Source organism: Nostoc foliaceum FACHB-393, from assembly GCF_014698505.1.
Taxonomy (GTDB): domain Bacteria; phylum Cyanobacteriota; class Cyanobacteriia; order Cyanobacteriales; family Nostocaceae; genus Nostoc; species Nostoc foliaceum_A.
Genome location: NZ_JACJTD010000110.1, coordinates 1 through 13,671, shown reverse-complemented (window position 1 = coordinate 13,671; position 13,671 = coordinate 1). Strand labels below are relative to the sequence as shown.

12 protein-coding genes and 2 pseudogenes are annotated in these 13,671 nt (G+C 41.4%); 9 read left to right on the top strand and 5 right to left on the bottom strand.

The features are described from left to right. Positions 1–214 precede the first annotated feature (214 nt). Complete coding sequence (gene aroF, locus H6G92_RS36410) at positions 215–1,315, top strand: 3-deoxy-7-phosphoheptulonate synthase (RefSeq protein WP_190901440.1); 1,101 nt, start codon at positions 215–217, stop codon at positions 1,313–1,315. A gap of 245 nt (positions 1,316–1,560) precedes the next feature. Further along, positions 1,561–2,505, top strand: a complete 945-nt coding sequence (locus H6G92_RS36405) for a general stress protein (RefSeq protein WP_190901438.1) — start codon at positions 1,561–1,563, stop codon at positions 2,503–2,505. A gap of 360 nt (positions 2,506–2,865) precedes the next feature. Here H6G92_RS36405 and H6G92_RS36400 read toward each other — a convergent pair. Both H6G92_RS36400 and H6G92_RS36395 read right to left on the bottom strand, forming a co-directional pair. Next, positions 2,866–3,065, bottom strand: a pseudogene (locus tag H6G92_RS36400) (heavy-metal-associated domain-containing protein). 64 nt (positions 3,066–3,129) lie between these two features. Beyond that, positions 3,130–3,942 carry an SDR family NAD(P)-dependent oxidoreductase gene (locus H6G92_RS36395; protein ID WP_190901436.1) on the bottom strand — a complete coding sequence of 271 codons (813 nt, stop codon included), beginning with the start codon at positions 3,940–3,942 and terminating at the stop codon, positions 3,130–3,132. A gap of 208 nt (positions 3,943–4,150) precedes the next feature. On the opposite strand from H6G92_RS36395, the gene H6G92_RS36390 reads away from it, so the two are divergent. From H6G92_RS36390 to H6G92_RS36375, 5 genes and pseudogenes are all read left to right on the top strand, one after another. Beyond that, complete coding sequence (locus H6G92_RS36390) at positions 4,151–5,128, top strand: threo-3-hydroxy-L-aspartate ammonia-lyase (protein ID WP_190901434.1); 978 nt, start codon at positions 4,151–4,153, stop codon at positions 5,126–5,128. Between the two features lie 240 nt (positions 5,129–5,368). Further along, positions 5,369–5,554: pseudogene (locus H6G92_RS40035) on the top strand (transposase); the annotation flags it as partial. Between the two features lie 64 nt (positions 5,555–5,618). Beyond that, the gene (locus H6G92_RS36385; RefSeq protein ID WP_190901433.1) at positions 5,619–6,377 is read left to right on the top strand and encodes an ATP-binding cassette domain-containing protein; all 759 of its coding nucleotides are present in this window, start codon (positions 5,619–5,621) and stop codon (positions 6,375–6,377) included. Continuing rightward, positions 6,374–7,006, top strand: coding sequence for an ABC transporter permease (locus H6G92_RS36380; RefSeq protein ID WP_190901432.1), 633 nt, complete (start codon positions 6,374–6,376; stop codon positions 7,004–7,006). The genes H6G92_RS36385 and H6G92_RS36380 overlap by 4 nt, the downstream gene beginning before the upstream one ends. A gap of 7 nt (positions 7,007–7,013) precedes the next feature. Continuing rightward, positions 7,014–7,919, top strand: a complete 906-nt coding sequence (locus H6G92_RS36375) for a glycine betaine ABC transporter substrate-binding protein (RefSeq protein ID WP_190901431.1) — start codon at positions 7,014–7,016, stop codon at positions 7,917–7,919. A gap of 119 nt (positions 7,920–8,038) precedes the next feature. Here the strand turns inward: H6G92_RS36375 and H6G92_RS36370 are convergent, their stop codons facing one another. Then, positions 8,039–8,668, bottom strand: a complete 630-nt coding sequence (locus tag H6G92_RS36370) for a Uma2 family endonuclease (RefSeq protein ID WP_190901430.1) — start codon at positions 8,666–8,668, stop codon at positions 8,039–8,041. A gap of 227 nt (positions 8,669–8,895) precedes the next feature. Between H6G92_RS36370 and ggt the strand changes: the two genes are divergently transcribed. Then, entirely contained in the window at positions 8,896–10,707 is a 1,812-nt protein-coding gene (ggt, locus tag H6G92_RS36365; RefSeq protein ID WP_190901429.1) for a gamma-glutamyltransferase, read from the top strand. 66 nt (positions 10,708–10,773) lie between these two features. Here the strand turns inward: ggt and H6G92_RS36360 are convergent, their stop codons facing one another. After that, on the bottom strand, positions 10,774–11,037 hold the full coding sequence (locus H6G92_RS36360) for a hypothetical protein (RefSeq protein WP_190901428.1): 264 nt from the start codon (positions 11,035–11,037) through the stop codon (positions 10,774–10,776). 430 nt (positions 11,038–11,467) lie between these two features. Beyond that, positions 11,468–12,064: a DUF1802 family protein gene (locus tag H6G92_RS36355; protein ID WP_190901427.1), complete on the bottom strand. Its 597-nt coding sequence runs from the start codon at positions 12,062–12,064 to the stop codon at positions 11,468–11,470. A gap of 79 nt (positions 12,065–12,143) precedes the next feature. On the opposite strand from H6G92_RS36355, the gene H6G92_RS36350 reads away from it, so the two are divergent. Further along, a complete protein-coding gene (locus tag H6G92_RS36350) occupies positions 12,144–13,100 on the top strand; it encodes an aldo/keto reductase (RefSeq protein ID WP_190901426.1) in 957 nt (318 codons plus the stop codon). The last annotated feature ends 571 nt before the right edge of the window (positions 13,101–13,671 follow it).

Below are 13,671 nucleotides of genomic sequence, written 5' to 3'. Positions count from 1 at the left end.
GTTGGTGAAGCCATTCATGGGGAAACTGATGTTTTAGCCGGTTGTGTTAAGGGTATTGCCCTTGCTAAGGAAGTTCTGCAAAGCGGTGCGGCTTGGACAAAACTTGAGCAACTTGCTGAATTTTTGCACGAATGACCAAGGTAAGGGCACAGCATTGCTGTACCCCTACGAACGAACTGTATTACATCCAAAAACTATACGGAAGGAAAAACAGATGATTATCATACTTAAAAGCGGTACGCCTGTTGAGGAAATTACTCGCATCAGCCAAGAAGTGAGTGAGACTTGGGGAGTCACGGTAGAAAAAAGCGTTGGCACTCATAAAGTTGTCTTAGGGCTAATTGGTGATACCACTAGCATCGATAAATTACAGGTTCAAGAGTTCAGCCCTTGGATTGAGCAAGTATTGCGGGTGCAACAACCTTTCAAGCGGGTAAGTCGAGAATTCCGACATGGAGAAGCTAGCGAGGTTGTTGTACCTACACCCAACGGTGATGTCTATTTCGGCGAACATCATCCGATCGTAGTGGTAGCTGGGCCTTGTTCCGTTGAGAATGAAGCGATGATTGTGGAAACGGCAAAGCGGGTGAAGGCAGCAGGAGCACAGTTTCTGCGTGGTGGAGCTTACAAACCCCGCACCTCACCCTATGCCTTTCAAGGTTATGGTGAAAGCGCTTTAGATTTATTAGCAGCAGCGCGTGAAGCTACTGGTTTGGGTATCGTTACAGAACTCATGGATGCTGCCGATTTATCAGCAGTGGCGAGAGTAGCTGACGTGATCCAAATCGGAGCGCGGAATATGCACAACTTTTCGTTGCTGAAAAAGGTAGGCGCTCAAGATAAACCAGTGCTGCTGAAGCGGGGGATGTCTGCCACAATTGACGAGTGGCTGATGGCGGCAGAATATATTTTGGCATCTGGAAACCCAAATGTAATTCTTTGTGAGCGGGGAATCAGAACCTTTGATGGCAAATACGCCCGGAATACTTTAGATTTATCAGTGCTTCCGGTGTTGCGATCGCTAACCCATTTACCGATTATGATTGATCCTAGTCATGGTACAGGTAGGTCTGAATATGTTCCATCGATGGCAATGGCTGCGATCGCAGCTGGTACAGATGCCTTGATGATTGAAGTTCACCCCAATCCTGCAAAAGCTTTATCTGACGGGCCCCAATCTCTCACCCCTGATAAATTTGACCGCTTAGTTCAAGAAATGTCAATTCTAGGTAAAGTAGTCGATCGCTGGTCTACACCTGCATTTGATCGCATTGGTGAAAGTCACATTCTCTTCACGCCAGAACTCTCAAAGTAGATAGAGCCTAATCTTAGACAATTTTTTGCAAATGGTTAAACCCGATCAACGGATTTTTTAGACGAAAGAATCTGTTGATCGGGTTTTTATAAACTACCCCGCCCTGCTTATACTGAGGGCGGGGTTTGTAATGAATTTTATTACTTAGGATAGTTTTGAGTTAAATAAGGTTGTATTTAAGATTACAGGTAATAAATAACTAGATTTGTGGAAAATTAATTTTCCCCTGCTATCAAGGAGCAATAATGGTTTTAAGTCAATATCAACGCGCTGTAGGCGTATTTACTCATCGTAGAGATGCAGAACAGGCACTACATGAGTTGAGAGATTCTGGCTTGGCGATGGAGAAAGTATCTGTAGTTGTACAGAATGCAGACCGCAATCATGAGATTGCCGATAATGAGATAAAAGAGCGCACTGGTGATAAAGCTGACGAAGGTGCAACAGTAGGAGGGCTTTCAGGGGGCGCTGTTGGTGGGTTGACTGGTTTATTAGTAGGTCTTGGGACTTTAGCCATCCCTGGAGTTGGGCCAATAATGCTGGCTGGCGCAGCTGCAACTGCTTTGGTTACAACCCTTGTCGGAGCAAGTATTGGTGCTGCTACTGGGACTTTTGCTGGTGCATTAGTTGGTTGGGGAATATCAGAAGAGCAAGCTAAAGCATATAACGAGCGAGTAGAACATGGACACTATTTCATAATCGTCGATTGTACATCTTTTGAAATTGCTAAAGTAGAAGCAATTCTCCAGCGTTGGGGTATTGAAGAATTTGGCATTTATGAGCCTATAAGTAGTGAGAAATTATCTACAAATTCTGCTAATATCATTCCTAATAAAAGTGGAATTTTGAGTAAGTATGCTGTTAATTGTTTCGATAGCATAGATAATACTAGAGCAGCAATTAACGATATGTATGTCGCAGGGTTTTCAGCAAATCAGATGTCTTTAATTTGCAAAGACCTTTCTCAATTGATTGGGTTAACTGGTATTAATTTAAGTGAGCGCTTTGACGCTATGAGGCTAGGAATAGCAGATGATTGGGCACGTTTTTACAACGAGCAAATTGCTCAAGGTAATTACATACTTATCGTTAGTGGTACAGACAAAGAGCTTGAATCGGCTAGCTTGATTTTGGGCAATTATGGAGTTCAGGAATGTCAAATCTATGACCCCATGTTAATCCGTTCTTGAAAACTAGTACCGGAAATTTTAACATTTTTTTCAGAACAAACAAATATACAGCAATACTTTTAAAATCCTCCGATCTTTAGCTGTATCTGTTGCAGCTTATAAGTTAAGTCGAAAACCAAGTATTTCAAGTATGTCGGAAGAGAAAAATACTCTTTATTATAATATTCCGCCCGGAAACCGGGCGAATATAGCGGTTCCCACTCAGATGCGGTACAACATTATATCGCTAGGTGTAGGGGCACGGCAGTGCCGTGCCCCTACGAGTGTAATTCACGTAAACGAGAACCGCTATATGTAACAAAGCAATTGAACCGACTAAATTACTTCATCTAAATATCTTCAGAAATTTAGATGAAGTAATTAATAGCCTTCTATCGTATAACCAGCAGATTGAACTATCTGTTTAATCGACTCTTCAGAAGCCGCCGCTTCTACAGTTACAGTTTTAGTATCAACGTTAACATCTACTTTTGATCAGATTCCATAGTCTGAATAGATTTAGTTATTTTCTTGGCGCATTCATCACCTTTAATATTCAGCACTTTCAATTTAATTGCCATTACTTATTTATTGTATGAGAAAAGTAACTCAGGCGATTTAGTTGAAAAAGGATAAAATATCGGACTACCTATTTTTTTTAAGTTCGTGCATACTTCTCACAACCTTTGTTACTAAATTTCTGGGTGTAAATCTGACACTTTCAGTCAATATCTTATTTCTCATCCCAGGAACAACAACAGTTTTGTTTTTCATTAAGCCCCGATAACCAATTTTAGCAACGGTTGCCGTATCCATCATTCTGTTAACGCTAGCAATCTTTGAATCTTCCATTGCAGCAGTTTGTTGAAATTCTGATGCTGTTGGCCCTGGACAAAGAACAGTCACGCTAACACCTGTACCCTCTAATTCATTAGCGATCGCTTCTGAAAATGATAAGACATAAGCTTTAGTAGCAAAATAAACTGCCATTAGAGGCCCTGGTTGAAAAGCAGCCGCTGAGGCTACATTTAATATTTTTCCATAGTCTTGCTCGACCATATGCTTGAGAAATAGCTTTGTTAAATGAGTCAGACTCACCATATTTACCTGGAGCATTTGCAGTTCAATGCTAAGGTCTGTTTCGCTAAATGCTCCATAAGTACCAAAGCCAGCATTGTTAACCAGCACATCAATCTTGATGGATTCTTGCTGGAGTTCGGTAAAAATTTCTTCTGGCGATGTTGGGATAGATAAATCCTTAGTAAGAGTTTTCACAAAAATGCCAAACTTTTGCGGGAATTCATCTATAATTTCAGTAAGTTTTTCTTCATTCTTATCCACTAATACCAGATTATAACTATGACGAGCAAAAATCTGGGTTAATTGATAGCCTATCCCACTAGCCGCTCCTGTAATTAAAGCAGTTCTTTTTTGCCGACTTTCAGATGTTTTATTCATGCTAGAAAAATGGCGAATGTGAGTTAATTAATTTAAGTTTTATAAATTTATCTACAGCAATATATAATATTTACTGTAGCTATTTTTATGTAGACAATAAATGATGCTATCCACCTGGAATAAGTATGCTTCAATCAAGCATAATAGACGCAAATATAAAAATCTGTATCTATATAAACAAGAGTAAAAATATTTAATATTGTCATTAATGTCACAGCATAATTCCGTTAATATAACTGATATACAAGCAGCACAAGAGCAAATTTCGGGAATTGCCCATCGCACCCCTGTGCTAACTTCTAGAATCATTAACAATCGCACCAATAGCCAAGTATTCTTTAAGTGCGAAAATTTTCAACGCACAGGGGCATTTAAATTTAGAGGTGCGTATAATGCCTTAGCCCAACTATCGTTAGCACAAAAACAAACAGGCGTTCTCACCTATTCATCGGGAAATCATGCCCAAGCGATCGCTTTAGCTGGAAAATTACTAAATATTCCCACCACTATTGTCATGCCTGATGATGCACCCATTGTCAAACAAACTGCGACTCGTGGCTATGGTGCAGAGATAATTTTATACAATCGCCAAGAAACAAACCGAGAAGAATTAGCCCAAAATTTAGCACATGAGCGCTCTTTGACACTCATCCCTCCTTACGATCATCCCCATGTAGTCGCCGGACAAGGGACAACTGCTTTAGAACTGATTCAAGAAGTTGGTGAATTAGACTTATTATTAGTTTGTTGTGGCGGTGGCGGATTACTTTCAGGATGTGCGATCGCAGCCAAGTCACTTTTACCCAATTGTAAAGTAATCGGCGTAGAACCAGCACTTGCCGACGATGCTACCCGCTCCTTTCACACCAAAACCCTGCAAACAGTCAAAAATCCTGATACCATCGCCGATGGTGCGCGGACTCCTAGCCTTGGTAAAATTACTTTCCCCCTAGTACTGCATTACGTAGATAATATGGTGACGGTATCGGAAGAAGCGATTCTTCGCACCATGTTTTTCTTGTGGGAACGTCTGAAAATTGTCGTTGAACCTACCGGAGTACTTGCAGCAGCAGCCTTACTAGAAGGTGTGGTGACAGCACCAGAGGCGAGAGTTGGTGTCATCATCAGCGGTGGGAATGTAGATTTGGCGCAAGTTGGTAAATTGTTTTCTGTGGGATTGGATTGAAAAAGGGTGTTAGCAATCTGAGGAAATAAGCAGTACTCACACCTTTGGTTCGCTCTTTCAATTACGAGTTTCCGTAATTGGGCTGATACATAAGTCATGGGTTTTGGCGTAAGGGACTTCCAGAAATTAAATTATCCAATTTCTGGACTTCACTACGACTATCCCTCCCCCTGCTCCCTGCTCCCTGTCCCCTGCCTCTATAGCGATGGTATATTTTTTTATGATGTTATTGGTCGCACTCAACCGGGATTTCAAGTACTACCTAAGTGCTGGATTGTTGAGCATACATTTGGATGGTAGAATCAATATCTTCGCTTGAGTAAGGATTATGAACTTTTACCAGAAATGAGCGAGTCTATGATTTACAAAGTGATGATTCGTTTAATGTTAAAACGACTAGCAAAGTCTTATTCGGTCACTTCATAATCATTTACAAACAGTCTCTAATACATATAAGCTGTAAGCAGCTAGCGTCCACCAAAAGCTACTCATGCCGCAAAATAACCAAACCGCCGTCGAATTCCGCGATGTCACCTTTAGCCGCAATCATCGCCCCTTGGTGTCAAATCTCAATTTCAGCATCCACCAAGGAGAAGCACTGGTATTACTGGGGCGCAGTGGTAGCGGCAAAACTACAACAATGAAGTTAATTAATCGCCTATTTACACCGACACAAGGCGAAGTTTTATTTGATGGCGTTCCTACAACTGAATGGGATGAAATTAAACTGCGGCGAAAAATTGGTTACGTCATTCAAGAAATTGGTTTATTTCCCCATTTTTCAGTTGAACGCAATGTGGGTTTAGTCCCGGCTTTGGAAGGTTGGCAATCTAAACAAATTAAAATGCGGGTTTATGAATTGTTGCAATTAGTAGGCTTAGAACCAGCACAATTCGCCGGGCGTTACCCGCACGAACTTTCAGGAGGACAAAGGCAAAGAGTTGGTGTAGCCAGGGCTTTAGCAGCAGATCCGCCAGTGTTGTTAATGGATGAACCCTTTGGCGCACTCGATCCCATTACGCGCCTAGAACTGCAACAGGAGTTTCGGCATTTGCAGCAAGAGTTAGGCAAGACAGTTGTTTTCGTCACCCACGATATTCAAGAAGCTTTTGTATTGGCATCGAGAATTGGTTTAATGTGTGGCGGAGAATTGGTAGTATTGGGGACAAAAGATGAATTTATGCGATCGCAACATCCAGAAAGCCTAGCCTTTCTCCAATGTCTGCGTTCCCTCCAAGATACTTTATGAAAGATTTCTTCCTTGTTAAGTATGCCCCAGAAATTCTTCAGCATACTCTCGAACACCTATTTTTAGTCGGGATTGCAATTGGAATTGCCATACTTGTAGGCATTCCATTAGGTATTTTGATTACACGCAAAACCTATCTCCGTCAGCCAATTCTTGGTATAGCAAATATTTTTCAAACTATTCCTAGTTTGGCACTATTTGGCTTACTCATTCCTGTACCTATAATTGGTGGAATTGGTGCAGTCCCAGCAATTGTTGCCCTGACTGTATATTCTTTGCTGCCGATAATTCGTAATACTTATACAGGTATTACTGGCGTAGATCCCGCGATTCGAGAAGCTGGGAGAGGCATGGGAATGACAGATAGACAATTATTATTACAAGTTGAGATTCCCTTGGCAATGGGAGTAATTTTGGCAGGAGTGCGAGTAGCAACAGTAATTGCCATAGGTATTGCAACTATTGCAGCAGCAATTGGTGCTGGTGGTTTGGGAGTGTTTATTTTTCGCGGGATATCAGTAGTGAACAATCAGTTAATTTTAGCTGGTGCAGTTCCGGCGGCGGCAATTGCATTATTGGCTGACTTCGCAATTGGCTGGATGGAGAATAAATTAAAAATTAAAAATTAAGCTAATAATGAAAAGATTTTTGACACTTTTCTTTTTAAGTTTTGCTGTGTTATTGCTAATCACTGGCTGCACACCAAATTTAAATAGTAGTAGCAATGAGGGTAATATTATCGTTGCTTCTAAAGATTTTACTGAACAAGATATTTTAGGTGAACTTTTAGCACAGCAAATTGAGAGAACAACTAATTTAAAGGTAACCCGTCGCCCTCGTTTGGGTGGTTCTTTTGTTTGTCATAATGCTATCATTGCTGGCAAAATTGATGCTTATATTGAGTATACAGGAACAGCTTTGACTGCAATTTTAAAGCAAAAACCAGTTAATGGCTCCAAAGAAGTTTATGAAATAGTAAAACAAATATATGCCCAGCAATTCAATCTGGAAGTGATGCCAAACTTGGGTTTTGAAAACACTTTTGCGATGATTATTCGGGGTGAAGATGCCAAGCGCAACAATATTCAAACTATCTCTGAGGCTACTCAATATACACCGCAGTGGCGTGGCGGTTTCGGCTATGAATTTTTAGAACGGGAAGATGGTTTTCCAGGATTAGCTAAAACTTACGATTTACGTTTTGCTAAACCACCCCAAATTATGGATTTGGGTTTGATATATCGTGCTTTAATTCAAAAACAAGTGGATATGGTGGCGGGTAATTCCACTGACGGGCAGATTTCTCGCTTGGGTTTAGTTGTACTAAAGGATGACAAGCAGTATTTTCCACCTTATGAAACTGTGCCAATTGTCCGACAAGAAATCTTAAAAAAATATCCCGAATTAAGAACAGCGATCGCTTCACTTGCTGGAAAAATTTCGGCAGATGAAATGCGACAATTAAATTATTTAGTTGAGGGAGAATTACGTGAGATTAAAGATGTTGTTCGGGAGTTTCTAAAATCGAAGGAATTACAATAATTCGTAATTCGTAATGACGCTCCTGCGTCGCTAACGCTGCGCTAACGTAATTCGCAATTAAGCGTTAGTGTAATGTACAGAAAAGCTGAAATGGTGCGTTATGGAAGCCGTAACACATGCTACTGTTGACCACGCAAAAAGTTCTTTAACCACCTAATAATTTCACTTGTTGTTTGCTCATTGGCCATTTGGAGACATTGCTGCACAATTTCTCTGACGTTAGGAAAGTAGCTGCTTTCTGTAAGCACATAACTTTCTTCCTGCAATCTATAAATTAACAAGCAATTATTTTTTAATATCCAAACTTCTGGCACTCGATAAGGTAAGAAATCATTAATGTCGGTGTAGCTTGTCACATCTATTTCAATTGCTAAATCTGGTGGTGGATCTGACTCCCAATCAATTCTTTTTTTGCCTACTACTGCTCTCCAATTTTCAATGTAAAAGCAATAGTCTGGTTCAATACCGCTAATCTCTGGCAAGCTCATGGTTATGGGCGTAAATGAGTCGTATATGCGGTTTAAGTGGTCAAGTAGAGCTATTACTATCAATGCCAGCAAGCTGGCATCTCTTCCATGTTCTGGTAGCGGTGCCATTAGCAAAATTTCTCCAGGTCGATATTTTATCCGAGGCGAGGAGCGATCGCCTAGTTGCTGGCTCAATACTTGATAGTCTTGCCAGTTACCCAAAAGTTTCAACACCGCGCCAGGTGGTAACTCGATTCTTTCTGGTGTAATTACGGTATCCATATTAGCTCACATTTGAGATATTGCCGTAGATGTAAAGTGGCTTGTCGCCAGACATCGCACTGTTTACATTGAGGATGGGCGATTACAGGATTCATCAATTTAATGAACCACAAAGGCTGTGAAAGCTGCGAGTAAAAAGATAATTGTAAATTATTTAGGACAACTTATGTGTATCAAATGCACACCTTAACGCTAGGCTAAGAAATATCAAACAAAATGGCATAAAAATGCTTACTGTTGCTAAATCAAAAAAGATTGCGATGCGTCCGGCGGGCGTAGCGATCGCCATCTTTTCTTTCAGTGTCTTCCTTTGCACTCAAGTCGCATCAGCCGCCTTAACTTTACCTCTACGCAGCAAAAAAGGAATGGTGGTTTCGGCCCATCCCTTAGCAAGTGAGGCGGGAATTTTAATGTTACGCAAAGGTGGTAATGCAGTGGATGCAGCTGTCGCCACAACTTTTGCAATTTCCGTAGTTGAGCCTTTTTCAGCCGGAATCGGTGGCGGCGGATTTTTGCTGATGCATTCTGAGAAAACTGGGGACATGAAAGCCCTAGATTTCCGCGAACGCGCACCCCTGAAAGCCACAAGAAATATGTATCTAGACGCACAAGGAAAGGTGCGCCCAAATGCAAGTATTAATGGTTATTTGGCAGTAGGCACACCAGGAACGGTGGCGGGACTTTATGAAGTGCATCGTCGCTATGGTAAGCTTTCTTGGCAAGAGGTAATGAAACCTGCGATCGCACTCGCTAAAGATGGCTTTATTCTAGGCGATGTATCAACTTGGCGTTCTCTGCAAACGAACCAATCGCGCAAGCAAGCAATTCTAAACAATCCAGCAGCGCGGGAAATTTTCACTCGCAATGGTGAATTTTACAAACCAGGGGAGAAGCTAGTGCAGCGTGATTTGGGACGCACTTTAACAGCAATTGCCCAAAATCCCCAAAGTTTTTACACCGGAAGTATTGCTCGTGCGATCGCTTCTGATATGGTAAAAAATGGTGGTTTAATTACTCTAGAAGACCTGAAAGCCTACAAAACAATTTGGCGAACTCCCGTTTGTGGCAATTTTCGTAAAGCTAAAATTTGCTCAATGCCACCACCATCATCGGGAGGCATTCATCTATTGCAGATTTTAAATATTATCGGTAACACTGATTTGAAATCTTTGGGATGGCATCATCCTGACACTATACATTTAATGGTAGAGGCAATGAAGATTGCTTACGCTGATCGTTCAGAATATTTAGGCGATCCTGATTTTGTCAAAGTCCCTGTCCAAGAACTGCTCAATCCAGCTTACGCTAAAAAACGCCGTCAAGAAATAAATATGCAAATGGCTAGACCTTCGACCGAGGTCAAGCCAGTAGACAAAAAGACGTTACAACGTTTTAGTCGAGCTAATAATCAGAGTTTATCTGATCAGCCTCTGAAACTGCACGTGACTCGGCATGAATCTCCTGAAACCAGTCATCTTACTGTTGTGGATGAAGAACGCAACGCCGTAAGTCTGACTTTCACGATTAACCTCAGCTTTGGTGCTGGTGTGGTAACGCCAGGAACTGGAATTGTCCTCAACAATGAGATGGATGATTTTGCGGCTGCGCCAGGAGTGCCTAATGCCTTTGGTTTAGTTGGTAATGATGCCAACAGCATTGCGCCCCGTAAAACTCCTTTATCCAGCATGACTCCCACAATTGTTACAGAAAGCGGTCATTTCCGTATGGCAGCAGGTACGCCTGGTGGTAGCACTATCATCACCCAGGTTTTGCAAGTAATCCTGAATGTGCTGGAATACAACATGGATGTTGGTGCAGCTGTTTCTGTTCCACGCATACATCATCAATGGCTTCCAGATGAGTTGCGCGTAGAATCTTGGGGTTTGGATGCTCTGACTGTACAAGACTTACGCCGTCGGGGGCATAAAATTAAGGAAACTACTCCTTGGGGTAATGGTAATGCGATCGCTGTAACATCTGATGGAACTTTAGAAGGGGCGGCTGATCCTCGCGGTGAAGGTTCCCCCAGAGGTTTATGAAAACTAGTACAGCACGGTCAAAATAACTATGCAGCTTTCTTCCCTCCTGCCTTCTGCCTCCTTAGGCTATTGATTTTGGACTTTTGACTCTGCGTAGCTGCTGCCGCCAAACTCGTTTGCCCGTGCGCTAGGTACTAGTGTCCAGCCTGCTTTGAGAAGTTTTTGATAAGTTGCCCAACCTTTAGAACCACCTGGTATTTGATAATCTGGGACTGTGAAATGTCCAAAAGCTGTGTAGGGACGCCAAGGTTGATTGGGTTCTGTCTGCAAATACAAAATTTTTTCTCCGTCGCCACCAGACTTAGGTAACCAGCACATTTGTCGATGCATTGCAAACTCCTTTGTTTTAGCTAATAACGCATAATAGCAGACTTTTGTCAAGTCATTTATCACCCTTGTGGGGTACTTTATTGTCTAATACTTTAGACAAAGTGTAATTAAGTTTTATCCCCTTCAGGATAATTACTTAACAAGTCATAGTCTGGAGGACAGCTGCTAATAGGACACAAAGATAAACAGCTTTGCCTCACCTTGTTTATAGGGTGAGGTTTTTATAATGTTATCCGCGTTATTTGCGTTTTGGCGTAACAATAACTACTATTTTTTCTGAAGTTTACAATCAAGCTATTTGTTTTTCTGGTTACATAAGCGCAAATCTAAGAAATTACTTATGAAATTCCATAAAGAAAAGCGGAGCGTCTTTGGCTCCGCTCCTAACTATTTCTTCGGTAACATCTAAAATCCTTACTTGGCATTAGATTTAGAAGGATGGAGCATACAACTTATCGCCAACAATCTGGCGAATTGTCTGTACTAATTGGGTGTATGCAAAGTCAGACAAAACTGGTTGTGCTCCTTGCAAGTGAATTGGTTGTTCTAAATCAATCCATGACTTGCAACCGCCGTATTTAGGATAGTAGGGAATTTCTTGTTCGGGTAGTTTATATGCCCGCAAGAGGAGAATATAAAGGGGTTGGCGTGGTTTCCATTTCAGGCGATCGCTAATGAAATGCTCGTTCCAAATATGGAAGGGAAGCAAGGCGTTGACAAGAAATTCGTCACTCACTGGCAAAATATCTGTAATTTCAGCCCAACTGCCGATGCGAACTGTCTCTGGATGCCAACCTGATGTTACTGGATAAACATGATCGGCATACTCAGCTTTGAGCATGAAAGCTTGTTGATGTTCATAAGTAGGGTAAAGCAAAATTTGCTTGTGGGCAACTTGGAAATGTCCATTTCGTTCATGGATACCGCCTTTGCGGAGCAACATAATTGTTTTGCCATTTTCCAAGGCATTTACGGCGACTGCCCATTCTTTGAGAGCATGAAAAGTTGTAGTCAATTCCATCAGCATCTACTGTAACTCTGATTTAATTTCAAGCTAAGACCGATAAAGTGTGAAACTATCCAGGGAAATGAATTAGGAAGCAGTTATGGAAAAGCGATTGCTAGGTACAACTGAAGTCCAAATCACACCCATTCTGATGGGAACTTGGCAAGCTGGTAAAAGAATGTGGGTGGGAATTGAGGATGTTGACTCGATTAAAACGATCCGAGCCGCTTATGAAGCTGGTATCACCACAATTGATACTGCTGAAGTTTATGGTGAAGGACACTCTGAGCGAATTGTCGCTGAAGCTTTATCTGATGTACGCACTCGCGTGGAGTATGCCACGAAAGTTTTCGCTAACCATCTCAAGTATCAACAAGTCATTGAAGCTTGCAATCGTTCTCTAACCAACCTGAAAACTGATTACATCGACCTTTACCAAATACATTGGCCCTCCGGTGCTTTCAATAGTGAAATAGTACCTATTGAGGAAACTATGAGCGCTCTTAACCTGCTCAAAGAGCAAGGTAAAATTCGAGCCATTGGTGTTTCCAATTTTTCCTACGCCCAGTTAGCTCAAGCAGCAAGTTATGGACGTATTGATAGTTTACAACCACCCTATTCTTTATTCTGGAGGCAGGTAGAACAAGATGCATTGCCCTATTGTATTGAAAATAATATTTCTATCCTTGCTTATTCGCCTTTAGCGCAGGGGTTGTTAACAGGCAAATTTGCTCTCGGTCATAAATTTAACCCAGAAGATAACCGTGCTAAAAATAAACTGTTTCAAGGCGAAAATTTTGAACGTGCTCAACAAGCGCTACAAAAATTGCGTCCTATAGCCCTTGTTCATAATTGTACCCTTGCTCAGTTAGCTTTGGCCTGGTTAATTGCCCAACCCCAAACAAATGCAATCGCCGGGGCGCGTTATCCCGAACAAGCACGCGACAACGCATTAGCGTCCCAAATCAAGCTTTCCGCCGCCCAATTGGCAGAAATTGATGCCATTGGACGTATTGTCACCGACTATCTGGATAATAGTCCAATTATGTGGGATTGATGACAATATAGTTTGGTTAGCCATGCTGATCGCTTGAAGATCCCCTTAACTCTCTTAAAAAGATGGCTGGGGATCAAACCTCTGAATATAGATTGCAAAATCTAACAAAACGTCAACTTTATTAAACTAAGGGTTGTAACTTACAAACTACGTGATAACTTAAATAGTAGGACACCAAATAAAAGAAAACCAAAGCAAAAGGGTAAATGACTCAGTGTCCCCTGTCATCAACCCAAGCAAATTTCAGCATATCAAATGTAGAAGTGGTAAAAAGCCGAACGTATAAGGCAAAGCCAAATCCCAAAGCGGAAAAACGCAAGAATGCTGAGTTTGTTAGTTTCAAGTCCACCTTAGTTATTAACTTTCAATTATTTAGTTAGTTTAACAATTTGAAACCTGTAAACTCGATAAAACCTGGTCAACCTCGACCAGGTTTTTGGTTTTTTATGAAGTGTGATGCGTAAAACCCTCGGTTTCCAACCGGGGGATATAAGCGAATATGCCAAATAAATTTGGCTATCTTATGTGAGAAGTGTTAACATAAGATAGTGGTTAACTGGTCGACACCATG

Bases quoted from the DNA above. Each gene is read 5' to 3' on its own strand.
- H6G92_RS36355 (WP_190901427.1), bottom strand. From the start codon at position 12,064: ATGCTGATGGAATTGACTACAACTTTTCATGCTCTCAAAGAATGGGCA.
- H6G92_RS36350 (WP_190901426.1), top strand. From the start codon at position 12,144: ATGGAAAAGCGATTGCTAGGTACAACTGAAGTCCAAATCACACCCATT.
- aroF (WP_190901440.1), top strand. From the start codon at position 215: ATGATTATCATACTTAAAAGCGGTACGCCTGTTGAGGAAATTACTCGC.
- H6G92_RS36395 (WP_190901436.1), bottom strand. From the start codon at position 3,942: ATGAATAAAACATCTGAAAGTCGGCAAAAAAGAACTGCTTTAATTACA.
- H6G92_RS36385 (WP_190901433.1), top strand. From the start codon at position 5,619: ATGCCGCAAAATAACCAAACCGCCGTCGAATTCCGCGATGTCACCTTT.
- ggt (WP_190901429.1), top strand. From the start codon at position 8,896: ATGCTTACTGTTGCTAAATCAAAAAAGATTGCGATGCGTCCGGCGGGC.
- H6G92_RS36380 (WP_190901432.1), top strand. From the start codon at position 6,374: ATGAAAGATTTCTTCCTTGTTAAGTATGCCCCAGAAATTCTTCAGCAT.
- H6G92_RS36370 (WP_190901430.1), bottom strand. From the start codon at position 8,668: ATGGATACCGTAATTACACCAGAAAGAATCGAGTTACCACCTGGCGCG.
- H6G92_RS36390 (WP_190901434.1), top strand. From the start codon at position 4,151: ATGTCACAGCATAATTCCGTTAATATAACTGATATACAAGCAGCACAA.
- H6G92_RS36375 (WP_190901431.1), top strand. From the start codon at position 7,014: ATGAAAAGATTTTTGACACTTTTCTTTTTAAGTTTTGCTGTGTTATTG.
- H6G92_RS36360 (WP_190901428.1), bottom strand. From the start codon at position 11,037: ATGCATCGACAAATGTGCTGGTTACCTAAGTCTGGTGGCGACGGAGAA.
- H6G92_RS36405 (WP_190901438.1), top strand. From the start codon at position 1,561: ATGGTTTTAAGTCAATATCAACGCGCTGTAGGCGTATTTACTCATCGT.